Consider the following 17,714-nt stretch of genomic DNA (forward strand, 5'->3'; position numbering starts at 1 on the left):
CACCTGCTCTCCTCCAGCTTGATGCTGAACAGATCGTGCAGTTGCTGTAGGCCAGCCAGGTAGCGCCGCCATCGCCTCAATCCTCCTCACTGAGGCTGACCAGGTCTTTGAGCTGGCCCACATCGAGGCCACCGAGCCAGTCTTCGCCGGAGCCGACGATCTCCTCGGCCAGCTTCGACTTCTCCTGGATCATGCGGTCGATCTTTTCCTCCACGGAGCCGCTGGTGATGAACTTGTGCACCAACACCCGGTTCTGCTGGCCGATGCGGTAGGCGCGGTCGGTGGCCTGGTTTTCCACGGCCGGGTTCCACCAGCGGTCGATGTGGAACACGTGGCTGGCGCGGGTGAGGTTGAGGCCGACGCCGCCGGCTTTGAGTGACAGCAAAAACAGCTGGGGGCCGCGGGGGTCGTCCTGAAAGCGGTCGACCATGGCCTGGCGCTCGGTTTTGCTGGTGCTGCCATAGAGGAACGGCACCTCCTGGCGCCACTTGCGTTGCAGGTGGGCCTGGAGCAGCAGGCCCCATTCGGCGAACTGGGTGAACAGCAGCGCCCTGTCGCCCGCTTCGATCACCTCCTCGAGGATCTCTTCGAGCCGCTGCAGCTTGGCGCTGCGGCTGCTGAAGCTGCCGTTGCCGGCGGCGAGCACGGCGTCGGCGTCTTCCTTGAGCGCCAGGGCTGGGTGGTTGCAGATCTGCTTGAGCTTGGTGAGCAGGGCCAGCACCTGGCCGTGCTTTTGGCCCAGGGGCGCGCGGGCGATGGCGTCGAGGCTCTCGTCGACGGTGCGGTTGTAGAGCTTCTTCTGCTCGGGGGCCAGGCCAACCCACTCGTGTAGCTCCACCTTCTCCGGCAGGTCGGAAATGATCGACTTATCGGTTTTGAGGCGCCGCAGGATGAAGGGCCCGACGCGGGCCTTGAGGTCGCGCATGGAGGCCATGTCGCCGTAGCGCTCGATCGGCAGCCGGTAGCGCTGGCGGAAGAAGGGCTCGTCGCCCAGCACCTTGGGGTTGAGGAAGTCCATCAGCGCCCACAGCTCGCTGACGCGGTTTTCCACTGGCGTGCCGGTCAGCGCGATCCGGAAGCGGCTGCCGCCTTTGCTGTTGCGGCCGGGGCGCGCCAGGTCGCGGGCCGCCTGGCTCTGCTTGGCGCTGGGGTTCTTGATCGCCTGGGCCTCGTCGATCACCATTCCCTGCCAGTCGACGCTCTCCAGCAGTTCGCTGTCGCGTTGCAGCAGGCCATAGCTGGTGAGCACCAGATCGACGCCCTTGAGGGCTTTTTTGAGGGCTTCTGGGCTGGACGGCCGGCGCGGGCCGTAGTGCTCTCGCACCGAGAGCTCCGGCGTGAAGCCGTGGGCCTCCCGCTTCCAGTTGGTGAGCACCGAGGTGGGCGCTACCAGCAGCACCGGCCGCTTCAGTTCCTCTTCAGCCTTGAGGTGTTGCAGGAAGGCCAGCAGCTGGATCGTTTTGCCCAGGCCCATGTCGTCGGCCAGGCAGGCGCCCTGGTCGAAGCGGTGCAGGAAGGCCAGCCAGCCCAGGCCTCGCTCCTGGTAGGGCCGCAGCTGGCCGGAGAAGCCCGGCGGTGCGGGCAGGGGATCGGGGGCCTTCTGCTGGTGGTACTGCTCCAGCACCGCCTGCAGCCGCGGACCGGCGTCGAAGCGGTGCACCGGCAGCCGGTGGAAGGTGTCGCCGTCGCTGGCGGTGAGCCGTAGGGCATCGTCGAGGCTGAGGCCTGGATCGGCGCCGCAGAACCGCTCGGCGTTGCGCAGGTCGGCGGGGCGCAGCTCGATCCAGGCGCCCTTGTGCTGCACCAGCGGGCTGCGCTTGGCCTGCAGGCGCTCTAGATCGCGCAGGGTGAGGGTGACCCCACCGATCATGAATTCCCAGCTGAAGCTGAGCGATTCGCCCAGGGTGAAGCCGCGCGATTTCTTCGGCAACTCGGCCGTGATCGACAAGCCCAGCCGGCTCGCCAGGCCGCCGGAGAGGCTGGCGGGCAGCACCACGCCCACGCCCATGTCCCGCAGCTGCGCCGCGCCGGTGCGCACCAGCACGAAGGCCTCGGCCGGGGTGAGCTGCATCGCCTCGGGGGTGGCCGAATCCAGGCCCCGCTGGATCGGTTCAAACACCGTTAAGGCCCGGCCCATGCCCTCCAGCAGCAGCTCGCTGGGCTGGGGCACGGCGATCTCGCCCATCTGCAGGCCCCGATCGCCGGCGGCCCACACGGCGGCCGCCGGCACCCGCAGGCTGGGGTCGGCCTCGGCCTGCAAGCCGAAGCGCAGCTCCCAGAGCTCCTCGCCTTCGGCGGGGGTGAACAGCTCCAGGCAGGTGCGGGCCGGCTCCACCTTGCCCGCCACGCCTTCGCGCCAGTGGTGGGTGGCGATGCTGAGGCGCTCGAGCTCCTCCTCGTTGAGGTTGAGGCTGCCGTCGCCCTTGCCCAGGGCCTTCTGCCAGGCCGCCAGCAGCGGATCGAGGCCTTCGGCGCCGGGGCTGAAGCCCGCCCGCAGCTGGCCGTCGAGCAGGGCCTCCAGCAGGCTGGCCACCCGCAGCCGGCCACTGCCTGGGCGCCGGCAAGCCAAGGCCGGGTCGCCCATCGGCCCGGCGGCCAGGGCGCAGGTGGCCACCTGGGGCAGGCCGCTAGCCAGGTCTTCCAGGCGGCGGCGGTCGTCTTCCCGGTTGAGCAGCGGCAGCCAGCGGGCCTTGCCCTCGTCGATCTGGGGCAGCCAGCGGCCCCGGGCAATCAGGCTCAGGGCCCAGCGCTGCAGGTGGCTCCACCAGCGCAGCTCATCGGCCATCTCCGGGTGCTCGCCGGCCAGGGGCAGCTGGCTCAGCCATTCGCCCGCATTGGCCGAATCCAGAGCCCAGCCCTCCACCTGCCAGGGCCACCACTCCAGCTGCTTGGGGATCGGCTCACCGGCCTGGAGCGGCAGGCCGCTCCAGCTGCTGGCGCTGGTGCGGCGGCCCTTGGCGGCCTGGCTGCGGCTGGGCAGGCTCAGGGTGGCCCGGGCCGGACGCAGGGCCTCGGTCCAGAGGCCGTTGTCGTCGAGCCAGGTGGCCAGGTCGTCTTCGTTGAGGGCCAGGGGGTGCTCGGGGGCCTCGAGCTTGGGCACGGCGGGGGTGGCCACCCGCCAGGTGTCGGCCCACAGAAACAGGCGGCCACCCGAGCCCTCGGGGGGAAACAGCCAGGTGGCGTGCAGCAGACTCATGAACCCGGCCTCAAGGCCGTCGGGCGGGCAGGAGGCGTGGGGCCAGGCGCTGCGCTGAATGCAGCACCAGGGCGCTGCCGATCAGCGGCAGCCAGAGGGGCAGCCACCCGCGAATCAACTCCATCATCACAGTTGGCAGGCCCATCAGCCCAGTGGGCAGGGTTGCGACGAGCTCCAGGGGGCTGCCGAGGCTGCGAATGCCACACACGGCGCCCACCAATCCGGCCTGCAGATGGCTGTCATCGGGGTCGACCCGCTGCAGGTGAAAAGCCAGCAGGCCATAGAAAAAGCCGCACCCGGCCGAGCGCAAGGCGGGATCGAGGGCGGTGCTCAGCTCAGGACCGAGCCCGGTGGCCAGCAGCTCAAGCAGGCCGGCCACGGCTGCTGCGGCCAGGGCCCAGCCGATCGATTGCAGCCGCAGCTGGGCGCGGGGCTCGCTTTCGGCCACAGACACGGGGATCGGGCGCGGACCAGTGCTGGGCGATCATGCCCTGCTCAGGGTTGTTTTGCTCCGCCATGGCCGCCAATCCCCGCACCGGACTGCCCAAGAGCGGCGCAGAGATCCGTGCGGCCTTTCTCGACTTTTACGAGCAGCGGGGTCACAAGCCGATGGCCAGCGCCTCACTGATTCCTGACGACCCCACGGTGCTGCTCACCATCGCCGGCATGCTGCCCTTCAAGCCGGTGTTCCTCGGGCAGCAGGCGCGGCCGGCGCCGCGGGCCACCAGTTCTCAGAAGTGCATCCGCACCAACGACATCGAAAACGTGGGCCGCACCGCGCGGCATCACACGTTTTTCGAGATGCTCGGCAACTTCTCCTTCGGCGACTACTTCAAGGAGCAGGCGATCCAGTGGGCCTGGGAGCTGAGCACCGGGGTGTTCGGGCTCTCGCCTCGAAATTTGGTGGTGAGCGTCTTCCGCGAAGACGACGAGGCCGAGGCGATCTGGCGCGATGGGGTGGGCGTGAACCCCAAGCGGATCATCCGCATGGATGAGGCCGACAACTTCTGGGCCTCAGGCCCCACCGGCCCCTGCGGCCCCTGCTCGGAGATCTACTACGACTTCAAGCCCGAGCTCGGCAACGACGGCATCGATCTGGAGGACGACAGCCGTTTCATCGAGTTCTACAACCTGGTGTTCATGCAGTACAACCGCGACGCGGAGGGCACCCTCACGCCGCTGGCCAATCGCAACATCGACACCGGCATGGGCCTCGAGCGCATGGCCCAGATCCTGCAGGCGGTGCCGAACAATTATGAAACCGATCTAATCTATCCGCTGATTGAGACGGCGGCGGGGTTGGCGGGGATCGACTACTGCGCCCAGGGCGACAAGGGCCAAACCTCTCTCAAAGTGATCGGCGACCACAGCCGTGCCATCACCCAGCTGATCTGCGACGGCGTGACGGCCAGCAATCTCGGCCGCGGTTACATCCTGCGCCGGCTGTTGCGCCGCGTCGTGCGCCACGGACGGCTCCTCGGCATCGACAAGCCGTTTCTGACGGCGATGGGCGAAGCCTCGATCGCCTTGATGCAGGACGCCTACCCCCAGCTCGTGGAGCGCCGCGAGGTGATCCTGGCGGAGCTGGCGCGCGAGGAGGCCCGCTTCCTGGAAACCCTGGAGCGGGGCGAGAAGCTGCTGGCGGATGTGCTGGCGGCGAAGCCCCGCCAGATCTCCGGCGCCCAGGCCTTCGAGCTCTACGACACCTACGGCTTCCCGCTGGAGCTCACCGAGGAGATCGCTGAGGAGCACGGCCTCACGGTGGATCTGGCGGGCTTTGAGGCGGCGATGGAGGCCCAACGCCAGCGAGCTAAGGCCGCGGCGGTGAGCATCGACCTCACCCTGCAGGAGGCGATTGATCAGGTGGCCGCCGCCGCCGAGGCCACCGCCTTCAAGGGCTACGAGGCCCTGGAGCACCCCAGCTGCGTGCTGGCCCTGGTGGTGAACGGCGAACCGGCGGAGCGCGCGGTGGCCGGCGACAGCGTGCAGCTGGTGCTCGATTCCACCCCCTTCTATGGCGAGGGCGGCGGCCAGGTGGGCGATCGCGGCGTGCTGAGCGGCACCGGCACCGGCGGCGACGGCGTGATCGTGAGCATCGAAGCGGTCTCGCGCAACCGCTCGGTGTTTGTGCACAGCGGCCGGGTGGAGCGCGGCAGCCTGGCGGTGGGCGATCTGCTCAATGCCCAGGTGGATCGGGCCTGCCGTCGCCGCGCCCAGGCCAACCACACGGCCACCCACCTGCTGCAGGCGGCGCTCAAGCAGGTGGTGGATCCCGGCATCGGCCAGGCCGGCTCGCTGGTGGATTTCGACCGCCTGCGCTTCGACTTCCACTGCCCCCGCGCCGTGAACCCCGCAGAGCTCGAGCAGATCGAGGCCCTGATCAACGGCTGGATCAGCGAGGCCCACACCCTGCAGGTGGCGGAGATGGCGATCGAGCAGGCCAAGGCCGCCGGCGCCGTGGCGATGTTCGGTGAGAAGTACGCCGATGTGGTGCGGGTGGTGGACGTGCCCGGCGTGTCGATGGAGCTCTGCGGCGGCACCCACGTGGCCAACACCGCCGAGATCGGCCTGTTCAAGATCGTGGCCGAGAGCGGCGTGGCCGCCGGCATCCGCCGCATTGAGGCGGTGGCGGGCCCGGCGGTGCTGGCCTACCTGAAGGAGCGCGAGGCGGTGGTGAAGCCCTTGGCCGAGCGCTTCAAGGCCCAGCCCGGCGAGATCGTGGAGCGGGTGGGCCAGCTGGCCGATGAGCTCAAGGCCACGCAAAAAGCCCTGGCGGCGGCCCGCAGCGAGCTGGCGGCGGCCAAGGCGGCAGCGCTGGCGGCCCAGGCGGAGGCGGTCGGCAGCGGCGCCGATGGCCAACCCTTCAGCGTGCTGGTGGCCCGCCTCGATGGCGTCGATGGCGCCGGCCTGCAGGGGGCGGCCCAGGGCCTGGCCGATCAGCTGGGCGACGGCGCGGCGGTGGTGCTGGGCGGCCTGCCCGAGCCCGGGGATCTGGCCAAGGTGATCCTGGTGGCGGCCTTCGGCAAGGCGGTGATCGCCGCCGGCCCGAAGGCCGGCGCCTTCATCGGTGGGGTGGCGAAAGCCTGCGGCGGCGGCGGCGGCGGCCGGCCCAACCTGGCCCAGGCTGGTGGGCGCGATGGCGCAGCCCTGGATGGGGCGCTGGCGCAGGCGCGCGCAGAGCTGGAGGCGAAGCTGAGCTGAGCGGCCAGCTGGGGAACTGCTCCCGCCGGCTGGCGTGGCGGCACAGCGTGGGAACTGTGGGGTCAGTTCGTGCTGTGAGGAGCTGCGCCATGGCCAGCACCTTTGTGATTCATGCCCGCCGCGACTGGACCTTCCAGCTGGTGCTTCTGGGCAGCCGGCTGCAGCTGGAGGGCTGGTGCGACGGCGACTCCAACCGCTGCAGTGCCTGGGTGGATCCCACCCAAACGCCGCATGATGTGGCTGATCAGTTGATGCGCCAGCCAAGCTGTTGTTTGTAGGCGCAGAGGACCGATGGGCCGGAGTGTGGTCTGGTGGCTGCCCGCTGTGTTGGCCTTGGTTCCCCTGCCGGGATGGGCCCAGGCCCAGATCCAGCTCTCCTGTGGCGGCGCTGTGGTGGAAGCCCGCGGCAGTGCCGAGTTGAAGCGCCCCACCCAGCGGCTGCGCTTCTCCTTGGCGCTGGAAGCGGAGGAGCCCAGCAGCGATGCGGCCCTCGCCAGCCTGCAACGGCGTTTGGCTGAGGTTCGCCGCCGTCTCCAGGCTCTGCAGGTGAGCAACCTGCAGGTCACCTCGCCGTCCACCTGGAAACGGCCGGCAAGCCGGGGTCTGCCTGAGCTGGTTCAGGCCAGCCTCCAGGTGTCGGGCCAGCTGGCCCCTGCCCTGCTGCAGCCGCTGGTGCGGCAGGTGGGGGGTTTGCCCGGCGTGCGTCTGTCCCCCGTGGCTCCTGAGGCCGATGGGGCCGGCGACCGCTCCGCCCGCCGCCAGTTGTTGCGGGACGCCTATCAGGACGCGCTCCAGCAGGCCCAGGATGTGGCGGCTGCCATGGGGTTGCGGGTGGTTCAGCCCTTGGAGGTGCAGCTCGATGGCGGGGCACGACCGGTGCCGCTGCGGGCGATGGCGCTGGCGGGTGGGTCGGTTCCCCCCTTTGATCCGGCCGAGCTCCCCGGACAAACGGACCGCCTCAGCCTCCAGGCCCGCTTCTGCGCCCGTTAGCTCTGCAGGTAGGTGGTCTGGCGCAGGCTGGCCTCCAGGTGGGCCATCAGGCGGCGGGCGTCGCTGATGCGCAGCTGGCCGCGGCCGATCGCCTCTTCGCTGGCCACCCGCAGCCGCTCCAGCAGCAGCTCCGGGTTGTGCTCCATCGCCTCCAGCACCTCGGCGTTGGTGTCGCCCCGCACCACGTGGTCGAGCTGGTAGCCACCGCTGGCCTTGAGCCGGAGGTGCACGGCGTTGGTGCTGCCGAACAGGTTGTGCAGGTTGCCCATCACCTCCTGGTAAGCCCCGCCGAGGAACATCCCGATCCAGTAGGGCTCGCCGGCGCGCAGGCTGTGCAGCTCGAGCAGCGGTTTCACCTGGCCCCGCCCGGAGCGCCCGGCCGGATCAATGAAGCGGGCGATCTTGCCGTCGGAATCGCAGGTGAGGTCGGCGAAGCTGCCCAGGCTCTGCGGCCGTTCGTCGAGCCGGTGGATCGGCAGCACCGGAAACAGCTGGTCGATGGCCCAGGTGTCGGGGGCCGAGCGGAACACCGAGAGGTTGGCGTAGTAGGTGGAGGCCAGGGCCGCCGGCAGGGCGCGCAGCTCCTCGGGGATCACGGCTTCGGCCGGCAGCAGGGCCAGCCGCTCGGCGATGGCTTGGCAGCAGGCCCAGGTGAGCTGCTCGGCCAGGCCCCGCTCCGGCAGGCCCAGGTAGCCGAGGCGGAAGGCGGCCAGGGCGTCGTCCTTGAACTTGAGGGCGTCGTTCCAGGCCTCCTGCAGCGCCTCAACGCTGGCTTCCACCGCGACCTCAGTTGCCGTGATCGCGGCGTAGGTGTCGCGCAGGTTGCGCAGGATCAGCGCTTCGTCGTTCTGTCGCGGCGGCACGGCGCCAGGCAGGCTGCCGGCGCCGAGCACGTCAAACACCAGCACCGAGAAATGGCTGGCGATGGCGCGGCCGCTTTCGCTCACCAGGGTGGGCACGGGAATGCCGTGGGGCGCGCAGCACTCCTTTACCGTCGCCACCACGTCGTTGGCGTAGTTCTGCAGGGAGTAGTTGGTGGAGGCAGCGCTGGCGGTGCGGCTGCCGTCGTAGTCGATGCCCAGGCCGCCGCCCACATCCAGATAGCCCATCGGCGCCCCCAGCCGGGTGAGCTCGCCGTAGATCTGGCCGGCTTCCTGCAGGGCGTCCTTGAGCACGGCGATGTCGTTGATCTGGCTGCCCACGTGGAAGTGCAGCAGCCGCAGCTCGCCGAGCAGGTTGGCGGCCCGCAGCGCCTGCACCGTGGCGAGCAGGTTGGGCACCGACAGCCCGAATTTGGCCCTTTCGCCCACCGAGCTGCCCCAGCGGCCGGTGCTGCGGGCTGAGAGCTTGGCGCGGATGCCGATCAGGGGAGCGGCGCCCAGCTCCTGGCTGGCGGCGATGATCCGCTCCACCTCGTCGGCCTGCTCGATCACCACCACCGGCTGGCGGCCCAGCCGCCGCGCCAGGATCGCCGTCTCGATGTAGCGCTGGTCCTTGTAGCCGTTGCAGATCAGCAGCGCCTCGGGGTCGTCAATCAGCGAGAGGGCAATCAGCAGCTCCGCCTTGCTGCCGGCCTCGAGGCCGAAATGCCAGCGCTTGCCGCAGGCCACCAGTTCCTCCACCACGTGGCGCTGCTGGTTGCACTTCACCGGAAACACGCCCTGGTAGCGGCCGCCGTAGCCGTATTGAGCGATGGCGCGTTCGAAGGCGCCGTGGATCCGCTCCAGCCGGTCTTCGAGGATGTCGTCGAAGCGGATCAGCAGCGGCAGCGACAGGTCGCGGCCCTGCAATTCCTGCACCAGCTCCACCAGATCGAGGGAGCCGCCGCGGTCGCCGCGGGGCTGCACCATCACGTGGCCGCGATCGCTCGCCGAGAAGTAGGGATCACCCCAGCGATCCAACCCGTAGAGGGCGGCGCTGTCGGCAGCAGTCCAGGTGTCGCTGTTCGTCAGGGTCACCAGAGGGTCTGCACGTGGGGGTAGGTCCTGATTTTGGAGTCTGCACTCACCAGGGGGATCGCCAGCTCGCGGGCCTGGGCCACCAGGAACCGGTCGGCGGGATCGGGATGAAAGGGTTCGGGAAGGTTGGTGGCGGCCACGGCCACCCGGGGCTCCAGGGGGAGCAGCCTGAGTGCAGGGATCGAGCCCAGCAGCTCAAGCCAGCGCTCGCAACTGATGCTGAGGGCAAGCCGCCCGCGACTCACCAGCATGGCCACCTCCCAGCAGCTGATGGCCGACACCAGCAGGCCCGGCTCCAGCGGGTTAGTGCCGGCGTCGTCGATGGCCGCTTTGGCGGCGGGGGAGAGGCGATCCAGATCGCCATTCACCCACCAGATCAGGGCATGGGTGTCGAGCAGGATCACGCCAGCGCATCCCAATCGCCTTCGGCGACGGGCGCGAAGGGGTCGTCGTAGTGCAGCACTGCCCCCTGCAGGAGCTGCAGGGGGTCGGACGCTTGGTTGGGGGCGGGGCGATAGGGGCGAACCTCCAGTGCCGGCCGGCCGTGATCGGTCACCACCAGCGGTTGACCACTGGTCTCGATGTCGCGGAACAGCGCCAGCGCATGGGCCTTGAACTGGGATTTGGAGATCCAGCGGGGCGGGGTGGCTCCCGGCATCCATTCAGCCCATAGTCATCTGACCCTAGTCAGAAGCGTGGGTGCTTGCCAAGCGGCAGGCCTGCCGCACACGATGACGCCACCTTTGCTTTTGCACCCTGTGGCCACCGAACGCTCCTTCATTGCCATCAAGCCCGACGGCGTTCAGCGCGGCCTGGTGGGCGAAATCCTGGGGCGCTTCGAGCGCAAGGGCTTCAAGCTGGTGGGCCTCAAGCAGCTCACCCCCAGCCGTGAGCTGGCCGAGAGCCACTACGGCGTGCACCGCGAGCGCCCCTTCTTCGCCGGCCTGGTGGAGTTCATCACCTCCGGCCCGGTGGTGGCGATGGTGTGGGAGGGCGACGGCGTGATCGCCAGCGCCCGCAAACTGATCGGTGCCACCAAGCCGCTCGAGGCTGAGCCCGGCACCATCCGCGGCGATCTGGCCGTGAACATCGGCCGCAACGTGATCCACGGCTCCGACGCCCCCGAAACCGCCGCCTTTGAGATCGGCCTCTGGTTCCAGCCCTCCGAGCTGAGCGACTGGACCCCCGCCGATCAGACCTGGCGCGTCGAGGGCTGAGGCGCCCAGGCCGCTAAGGCGAGAAGCGCCGCCAGCTGAAGGCGTCCAGTTGGCGGTGTGCTTCAGCCGACACTTCGCCCTTGATGGCCGCTGCCACCAGCTCGGCGGTGATGGCGGCCAGCAGCACGCCGTTGCGGTGGTGGCCGGTGGCCAGCCATAGCCCCGCAATCGGACTTCTCCCCAGCAGCGGCCCCTCGTCGGGGGTGCAGGGGCGGAAGCCCCACCAGCGCTCCATCGGCGGCCAGGCACTTGCTTCGGGCAGCAGGTCGGCGATGCCGTCCTGCAGCTGGCGCTGGCCCGCAGGCGTCAGCCCCTCGCTGAACCCCGCCTCGGCCTCACTGGTCGCCCCCACCACCAGCAGTCCGTCCTCCCGCGGCACCAGATAGGTGCCTGGGCCAAAAATCACCCGGCCCAGGGCCTGGCGCGGCCCCTGCAGCGACAGCATCTGGCCCTTCACCGGCACAACCGGCAGCTCGGGCAACAGCTTGGCGCTCCAGGCGCCGCAGGCGAGCACCGCCCGCTGGGCCGGCAGCTGCTGGGCGTCGCCCTCGGCATTGCGTAGGTGCACCGCCGCCAGGGCGCCGGCCCCGTCGCGCTCGAGGCCCAGCACCTGGGTGCCCTCCTGGAAGCGCACCCCCCGCTCCACGCAGGCCCGCTCCAGGGCCCGCATCAGCTGGCGGCGGTTGTCGATCTGGCCGTCCTGGGCAAACAGCAGCCCGGCTTGCCAGCTTGGGCCGATGCCAGGCACCTCCCGCTCCAGGCCGCGGCGATCCAGGGCTTCACCCCAGGCGGCGGTGGGGTAGGCGTCGCGTTCCGCGGCGCTGGGGAAGGGCACCACGATGCCGCAGGGCCGCAGGCCGCAGCGCAAGCCGCTGTCGGCTTCGATCTGCGCCACCCAGGCGGGAATGCGCGCCAGGCTCGCCTGGCCCAGGGCCAGCAGGTTGCCGCTGAGCCCTTCGGCGTGGGGCGCCAGCATCCCCGCTGCCACGAAGCCCGCAGCTTCATTGCGGCGGCGGCTCAGCACCAGCACCGCCTCGCCGCGGCGGGCCAGCTGGTGGGCCAGGGCCAGGCCCATCAGGCCGCCCCCCAGCACCGTGATGGTTGCCCCCTTGGCTGCAGTCATGGCTGGGCAGGCGCCGCTGGCTCCAGCCCCAGCACCGTGGCCCCGCAGGAGCGCAGGGCAGCGTCAGCGGTGATGAGTAGCAGTGGTTCCTGGCGGCTTTGCACGAGCAGCAGCTGGTCGAAGAGGTCGCTGGGGGCGGCGCTGCTATCCAGCTCGGCCAAGGCCAGCAGGTGCTCATTGAGCAGGGGCAGCCAGTGGAAGTGCTGACGGGTCACCTCCTGCTCCAGGCGTGCCAGGTCGAGCTGCACCCGGCCTTGGCGTTGCTTGAGGGCCAGTTCCCAGAGGCTCACCTGGCTCACGAACACCTCGGCCCCCGGCGCCTGCACGGCGGCGATGGCCCAGGCCGGTAGGCGCGGGTCGTCCGCCAGCCACCAGAGCAGCACCTGGGTGTCGAGCAGCAGGCGTTTCATTGCAGCGGTGCGTCGAAGTTGGCGGCGATGGCAATGGCGTGGCGCATGGCGCCTGGTGCGTGGGCGGCGCTGGGGCTTGGTACCCAGGCGCTGAGGCGGGCGACCGGCTTGCCTGCTCTGGCGATCCAGATCTCCTCGCCCTGCTCCACCTGGAGCAGAAGGCGCGAGAGCTGGGTTTTGGCCTCATGCACATTCACCAGCTGGGGCCGGTTGCTTGGTGTTGGCTCAGGGGGGAATGGCGGGTAGGCCATGGCCGCAGAAACTTCTGGACTTAGTTTTAGCTTAGCTAACCAGCGTCAATCACGATCCGCCCCGGAGCCCCCTCGCCCCGTCAAGCCGGCGTCCAGGGGCTCCCCATAGGATCGGCTGAGGCATTGATACAGGCCATGGCAGGCGCGGCAGCAGCCCCAGCATCACGAGCCACATCCCAGCAGGCTCCTTGGGAAGCCGTGATCGGCCTGGAGACCCACGTGCAGCTGGGCACCGCCAGCAAGATCTTCAGCGGCGCCTCCACGTGCTTCGGCGACGACCCCAACACCCACATCGATCCGGTGGTGTGCGGCCTGCCAGGCACCTTGCCGGTGCTGAATCAGAAGGTGCTTGAGTATGCGGTGAAGGCGGGCCTGGCCCTCAACCTCCACATCGCTGAACACAGCAAATTCGACCGCAAGCAATATTTCTATCCCGACCTGCCCAAGAACTACCAGATCTCCCAATACGACGAGCCGATCGCCGAAGACGGCTGGATCGAAGTGGAGGTGGCCGAAAAAGGCAAGGACACCTATCTCAAGCGCATCGGCATTGAGCGCCTGCACATGGAGGAGGACGCCGGCAAGTTGGTGCACGCCGGCAGCGATCGCCTGGCTGGCTCCACCCATTCGCTGGTGGACTACAACCGCGCTGGTGTGGCCCTGGCTGAGATCGTCAGCAAGCCGGATCTGCGCACCGGCCGCGAAGCCGCGGAATACGCCTCGGAGATCCGCCGGATCATGCGCTACCTGGGTGTGAGCGACGGCAACATGCAGGAGGGCTCCCTGCGCTGCGATGTGAACATCTCTGTGCGGCGTGGCCCTGATGCCCCCTTCGGCACGAAGGTGGAGATCAAGAACATGAACTCGTTTTCCGCCATCCAGAAGGCGATCGATTTCGAGATTCAGCGCCAGATCAAGGCCTATGAGGCCGGCGAGCCGGTCGTGCAGGAAACCCGCCTCTGGGATGAGGGCAAGCAGCTCACCAAGAGCATGCGTTTCAAGGAGGGTGCCAGCGACTACCGCTATTTCCCCGACCCGGATCTGGGCCCGATCGAGGTGAGCCCCGCGCAGCGCGAGGCCTGGCGCGCCGAGCTGCCGGAGCTGCCGGCCGCCAAGCGCCACCGCTACGCCGATCAGCTGGGGCTGTCGATCTACGACGCCCGGGTGCTCACCGATGAACGCCCGATGGCGGAGTACTTCGAGGCGGCCGTGGCGGCCGGGGCCGAAGCCAAAGCCGTTTCCAATTGGGTTACCGGCGACATTGCTGCATATGTGAACGCCAACAAGCTCCCGATCGCGGAGTTGCCCCTCCGGCCCGATCAGCTGGCGGAGATGGTGCAGCTGATCGAGGGCGGTGTGATCAGCGGCAAGATCGCCAAGGAGATCCTGCCGGAGCTGCTGGAGCGGGGCGGTTCTGCCAAGGCGATCGTGGAGCAGCGGGGGCTGGGCATGATCAGCGACCCGGCGGCGATCACGGCGATCGTGGAGGCGCTGCTGGCGGCCCACCCCGAGGAGGTGGAGGCCTTCCGCGGCGGCAAAACCAAGCTGCAGGGCTTCTTCGTGGGCCAGCTGATGAAGCAAACCGGCGGCAAGGCCGATCCCAAGCTCGCCAACCAAATCCTCAGCCAGAAGCTCAAGGGTTGAGCGCCCGCTCCACCTCCTGCTCCAGCTGCTGCGGCCCAACGCGGTTGTTGAGCACCACATCCGCCAGCCCCCGTTTACGCATCAGGGGCCATTGGGCGGCGATCCGCGCGCGGGCGTCAGCTTCGCTGAGCTGATCGCGCGCCATCAGCCGTGCCAGCTGCTGGGCCTCCTCGCAGTCCACCAGCCACACCTCGCTGCAGAGCGCTTCGAGGCCCGCCTCAAACAGCAGCGGAATCATCAGCACCACCACCGGTGCCGCAGCGAGGCCCTCCAGCTCGGCCGCAAAGCGTGCGCGCACCAGCGGATGCACCAGCTGCTCCAGCCACTGCCGTTCGGCCCCATCGGCAAACACGATCCGCCCCAGTGCGGCGCGGTTGAGTGTGCCGTAGCGCGCCAGCACCGCCTGCGCCCCCGGGCTCCCGGGTGCCAGCGCCTCGCGGGCATAGACATCGGCATCCAGCACCGGCAGCCCCCTCGCCGCCAACAGCTGGCCAACGCTGCTTTTGCCACTGGCGATGCCGCCGGTGAGGCCGATGCGGCGCTGGGGGGTGGAGGCCATCGCATCAGTGTGGTTCAGGATGCAGCCAGTGGCCGCAGCGCCTTGACCCACCCCTGGCACCCCATTCCCGGCGGCATCACGGCCCCCAGAGGCTTCCTCGCGGCGGGGATCACGGCGGGGCTGAAGGCCTCCGGCAAGCCCGACCTCTCCCTGCTGCTGGCCCCCGAGGGCGCCGTATGCGCCGGCACCTTCACCACCTCCCTGGTGCGGGCGGCCTGCGTGGACCTCTGCGCCGAGCGCCTGGCGATCAGCGGCGGCCACGCCCGCGCCGTGCTCACCAATTCCGGCCAGGCCAATGCCTGCACCGGAGAGCACGGCCTGGCTGACAGCCTCACCGCCACCGCCTCGGTGGCCGAGCGCCTGGGGCTGGCCGCCGGGGCCGTGCTGATCTGCTCCACCGGCGTGATCGGCGTGCCGATCCCGATGCCCACCCTGCTGGCGGGCCTGGATCCGCTGGTGGCGGCCCTCAGCCCGGAGGGTGGCGGGGCGGCGGCCACGGCGATCCTCACCACCGATCTGGTGGACAAGCAGATCGCCCTGGAGGCCGATCTCGGCGGCCGCAGCGTGCGCATCGGCGGCATGGCCAAGGGGTCGGGAATGATCCACCCCAACATGGCCACGATGCTCGGCACCCTCACCTGTGATGCCGGCGTGCCGGCGGATGTGTGGCAGGCGATGGTGCAGCGGGCGGTGGAACGCTCGTTCAATGCGATCACGGTGGACGGCGACACCAGCACCAACGACACGTTCCTGGCCTTTGCAGCCGGCGAGCGCTTAAGCCCCGAGCACTTCGAGGCGCTGGAGGCCGGCCTGACGGCGGTGTCGCAACACCTGGCCAAGGCGATCGCCCGTGACGGCGAGGGCGCCACCTGTTTGATCGAGATGCAGGTGGAGGGCACGGCCGATGACGCCGGCGCCCGCGCCATCGCCCGCACCGTCTGCGGTTCGTCGCTGGTGAAGTGCGCCGTACACGGCCGCGACCCCAACTGGGGCCGGATCGTGGCCGCCGCCGGCCGCGCCGGTGTGCCCTTTGATCCAAACGCCGTCGCCCTCTGGCTGGGCGAGCACCAGCTGATGGCCGCCGGCCAGCCCCTGGCCTTTGATCGCGTCGCCGCCAGCGGCTACCTCCGCAACGACACGGTGCTGATTCGCCTGGTGGTGGGCGTCGGCCCCGGCTCAGGCGTGGCCTGGGGTTGCGACCTCTCGGATCAATATGTCCGCATTAACGCCGATTACACGACGTAGAGGTAAACCCGTTGCGCTGGAGGGGTTCTGAGGGGTGACTGGGTGACGCTTACGGAACGCTTACGGAGGAGACAGACGTAATTCCCAGTGCTCAACTGAAACTCGATACGTTCAAGTTGATCCTTTTTTCTCAAATCCATTGGCAGAAGCGGATTCTTTCCGTAAGCAAGGCACCTCACCCACCCTCAGGACACCACCCAACCGCCACCTCCTGCCGAGCAACCCACTGAGAGCACCTTTTTGTCAGGTGCTCGCCCTGGGGGATCAGACCCTGATGAATCGGACAGGTAAGAAGGGTGACGCAATGCTTGCCGACCTCGTAACGGAAGTGCTGGCAGGTGATGCAGACTGACCCCGTGCGGGAGGGTTTGAGGACATTCCACTCAAGGAAATCCCACTCTTCAGCGGGAGCGGCAGGTGGCACAGGGCGGACAGTGGGCATCACTGGCGGGCAGATACACCTGTACTAGCCGCGGTCGGGTGGTGGGGTCAAGGAGTCCATTGAGTCCCTTATCGCCAAGGCAGTCGCCAACAGCAGGAAACGCCAATACACTGTCAAAAGACCTAACAAGACCAGATGAAGCGCCTGTTGCTACTCGCCCTGACCGCTGTGACGCTGCTTATGGGCACGAGTGCTAGCGCCTGCGAGAAGCACTTGAACGGTCATCAGAACGGATCTGACACCGACCTGGAAGGCAGCAAGAAGTAGAGGTGTAGGTGCCAACAAAACTCAAAAACCCCAGAGGGCAGTATCTGCTGTTCCGCTGCCTGGAGACTGGGTTCATCACCACTGCGCCTGCACTCAGTCGCTACCAACGAGGCAGGGGTATTGACCCCTCACGCAGGGAACTGGTGGGAGAACGACCCGCCAACTGGATCAAAGAAGTCCCCACAAGCACCTGTGAGCATTGCGGAATGGTCGTAAAGGGCAACCAGTGGACGTTCAGGCAGCACCAGCAGACCAAGCGGTGTCAGGCGTCCAGAGGGGCATAAGTCCCCAAGTCATCCTCACACGCCTGAATATCCGCCAGCAGGTCTTCCAGCAGCATCCGCACCCTCACTGACTGCTCTGGGTTCCTAGAAGCGTTGAGGGCAAGCACCGTAATGCGTGTGGTCATCTGCTCCAGCGTCAGCAGGGTGCCTTCAAGAACCTCCGTAGCAAGAGCAGCGGTGGTCAGGGTGGTCATCGGATCTGGAGCGACTGCTCACAGTGTTCCCACAGGCATCCGCTGAAACTATGCACACACCGTATAACGGGCAAAACCCAGTCCAGCAGGCGAGAATGGGCGGAAGCGACCAGACCCAGTGACTGACTCAGCGACCATCGGCGCAACCGAAGCAGACGACGAGGACCTGGGCAACAAGATTCAGGCAGTTGTTGCTGATGTTCTAAGTCAACAGCAATGAGTAACGCATTTGGAATCTTCAGAATAGGTTCTTTCTTCTTTCTAATGTGGATCACAACCACAATTGACAATGCCGCTTTTAGGGTAGGGATCTTCGTCCTCTGGATCATTCTTGAGATGGCATTCTTGCAAAATCTTCAGGAGACTATCGGGCACATAGAAGCAGAGCGAAGACAGAGGCAACACAATCCCAAGAAATGAGGATCACGCTTCAACAACCTCCAATAAATCCTCAATCCCACAGTCCAACACCGTCACGATCCTCCCCGCCAGGTCCAGCGACAGCGCTGATGCCGCCTTGTCATCAGTCCTCGCCAATCTTGTAATGGTGGTTGCTGCCACGCCCGACTGAACCGCCAACGAGTTCATGGTGATCGCCTTCTGCCCCAGGGCCGCCTAAAAGTAATTTCATGTCGTGCTCATGACCACGCCTCCCAGTGCGAGCATTCCCCTGATGTCGTGGCTCAGTTCCTGCTGGCCCGCGTGAACTGAGCGGTAGCCGCCGTAGCGCAGC

At 68.0% G+C, this 17,714-nt stretch carries 17 protein-coding genes; 6 read left to right on the top strand and 11 right to left on the bottom strand.

Translation table 11 applies throughout. From position 1 onward, the window contains the following. Positions 1-76: 76 nt before the first annotated feature. Both KBY65_RS12220 and KBY65_RS12225 read right to left on the bottom strand, forming a co-directional pair. Entirely contained in the window at positions 77-3,196 is a 3,120-nt protein-coding gene (locus KBY65_RS12220) for a DEAD/DEAH box helicase (RefSeq protein WP_255001764.1), read from the bottom strand. A 10-nt stretch (positions 3,197-3,206) separates the two neighbouring features. Beyond that, positions 3,207-3,650, bottom strand: coding sequence for a hypothetical protein (locus KBY65_RS12225; RefSeq protein WP_255001765.1), 444 nt, complete (start codon positions 3,648-3,650; stop codon positions 3,207-3,209). A gap of 62 nt (positions 3,651-3,712) precedes the next feature. On the opposite strand from KBY65_RS12225, the gene alaS reads away from it, so the two are divergent. The 3 genes from alaS to KBY65_RS12240 all read left to right on the top strand — a co-directional run bounded on the left by alaS (position 3,713) and on the right by KBY65_RS12240 (position 7,387). Continuing rightward, positions 3,713-6,397: an alanine--tRNA ligase gene (alaS, locus tag KBY65_RS12230; RefSeq protein ID WP_255001767.1), complete on the top strand. Its 2,685-nt coding sequence runs from the start codon at positions 3,713-3,715 to the stop codon at positions 6,395-6,397. 89 nt (positions 6,398-6,486) lie between these two features. Further along, positions 6,487-6,675: a hypothetical protein gene (locus KBY65_RS12235; RefSeq protein WP_094561248.1), complete on the top strand. Its 189-nt coding sequence runs from the start codon at positions 6,487-6,489 to the stop codon at positions 6,673-6,675. Positions 6,676-6,721: 46 nt separating this feature from the next. Beyond that, on the top strand, positions 6,722-7,387 hold the full coding sequence (locus KBY65_RS12240; protein WP_409996643.1) for an SIMPL domain-containing protein: 666 nt from the start codon (positions 6,722-6,724) through the stop codon (positions 7,385-7,387). Here KBY65_RS12240 and speA read toward each other — a convergent pair. Genes speA through KBY65_RS12255 form a run of 3 tightly spaced genes read right to left on the bottom strand, consistent with a single transcriptional unit; the run spans position 7,384 to position 10,003 of the window. After that, positions 7,384-9,348, bottom strand: a complete 1,965-nt coding sequence (gene speA, locus KBY65_RS12245; RefSeq protein ID WP_254988754.1) for a biosynthetic arginine decarboxylase — start codon at positions 9,346-9,348, stop codon at positions 7,384-7,386. The two genes, KBY65_RS12240 and speA, sit on opposite strands and share 4 nt — an antisense overlap. After that, the gene (locus KBY65_RS12250; protein ID WP_094561246.1) at positions 9,342-9,749 is read right to left on the bottom strand and encodes a type II toxin-antitoxin system VapC family toxin; all 408 of its coding nucleotides are present in this window, start codon (positions 9,747-9,749) and stop codon (positions 9,342-9,344) included. Before KBY65_RS12250 ends, speA begins: the two co-directional genes overlap by 7 nt. Beyond that, positions 9,746-10,003, bottom strand: a complete 258-nt coding sequence (locus KBY65_RS12255; RefSeq protein ID WP_094561245.1) for a type II toxin-antitoxin system Phd/YefM family antitoxin — start codon at positions 10,001-10,003, stop codon at positions 9,746-9,748. Before KBY65_RS12255 ends, KBY65_RS12250 begins: the two co-directional genes overlap by 4 nt. Before the next feature lie 100 nt (positions 10,004-10,103). On the opposite strand from KBY65_RS12255, the gene ndk reads away from it, so the two are divergent. Then, positions 10,104-10,562 carry a nucleoside-diphosphate kinase gene (gene ndk, locus KBY65_RS12260; protein WP_254988753.1) on the top strand — a complete coding sequence of 153 codons (459 nt, stop codon included), beginning with the start codon at positions 10,104-10,106 and terminating at the stop codon, positions 10,560-10,562. A 13-nt stretch (positions 10,563-10,575) separates the two neighbouring features. On the opposite strand, the gene KBY65_RS12265 is transcribed toward ndk, so the two are convergent. From KBY65_RS12265 to KBY65_RS12275, 3 genes are read right to left on the bottom strand one after another with little or no spacing between them, the layout of a single operon-like run. Beyond that, positions 10,576-11,685, bottom strand: coding sequence for an FAD-dependent oxidoreductase (locus KBY65_RS12265; RefSeq protein ID WP_255001773.1), 1,110 nt, complete (start codon positions 11,683-11,685; stop codon positions 10,576-10,578). Continuing rightward, positions 11,682-12,095 carry a type II toxin-antitoxin system VapC family toxin gene (locus KBY65_RS12270; protein ID WP_094561242.1) on the bottom strand — a complete coding sequence of 138 codons (414 nt, stop codon included), beginning with the start codon at positions 12,093-12,095 and terminating at the stop codon, positions 11,682-11,684. The genes KBY65_RS12265 and KBY65_RS12270 overlap by 4 nt, the downstream gene beginning before the upstream one ends. Next, positions 12,092-12,346, bottom strand: coding sequence for a type II toxin-antitoxin system Phd/YefM family antitoxin (locus KBY65_RS12275; RefSeq protein ID WP_094561241.1), 255 nt, complete (start codon positions 12,344-12,346; stop codon positions 12,092-12,094). Before KBY65_RS12275 ends, KBY65_RS12270 begins: the two co-directional genes overlap by 4 nt. Before the next feature lie 135 nt (positions 12,347-12,481). Between KBY65_RS12275 and gatB the strand changes: the two genes are divergently transcribed. After that, positions 12,482-13,990: an Asp-tRNA(Asn)/Glu-tRNA(Gln) amidotransferase subunit GatB gene (gene gatB, locus KBY65_RS12280; protein ID WP_255001774.1), complete on the top strand. Its 1,509-nt coding sequence runs from the start codon at positions 12,482-12,484 to the stop codon at positions 13,988-13,990. On the opposite strand, the gene coaE is transcribed toward gatB, so the two are convergent. Further along, a complete protein-coding gene (gene coaE / locus KBY65_RS12285) occupies positions 13,980-14,549 on the bottom strand; it encodes a dephospho-CoA kinase (RefSeq protein ID WP_255001775.1) in 570 nt (189 codons plus the stop codon). The genes gatB and coaE overlap by 11 nt on opposite strands. A gap of 3 nt (positions 14,550-14,552) precedes the next feature. Between coaE and argJ the strand changes: the two genes are divergently transcribed. Continuing rightward, positions 14,553-15,794, top strand: a complete 1,242-nt coding sequence (gene argJ / locus KBY65_RS12290; protein ID WP_409996644.1) for a bifunctional glutamate N-acetyltransferase/amino-acid acetyltransferase ArgJ — start codon at positions 14,553-14,555, stop codon at positions 15,792-15,794. 971 nt (positions 15,795-16,765) lie between these two features. On the opposite strand, the gene KBY65_RS12300 is transcribed toward argJ, so the two are convergent. Further along, positions 16,766-16,981 (bottom strand): hypothetical protein, encoded by a 216-nt coding sequence (locus tag KBY65_RS12300; protein ID WP_255001778.1) that lies wholly within the window; start codon positions 16,979-16,981, stop codon positions 16,766-16,768. Positions 16,982-17,404: 423 nt separating this feature from the next. Then, positions 17,405-17,590 carry a helix-turn-helix domain-containing protein gene (locus KBY65_RS14080; protein ID WP_409996645.1) on the bottom strand — a complete coding sequence of 62 codons (186 nt, stop codon included), beginning with the start codon at positions 17,588-17,590 and terminating at the stop codon, positions 17,405-17,407. Between the last annotated feature and the right edge of the window lie 124 nt (positions 17,591-17,714).

The sequence above is a fragment of the Cyanobium sp. Alchichica 3B3-8F6 genome (assembly GCF_024346435.1).
GTDB lineage: Bacteria > Cyanobacteriota > Cyanobacteriia > PCC-6307 > Cyanobiaceae > Cyanobium_A.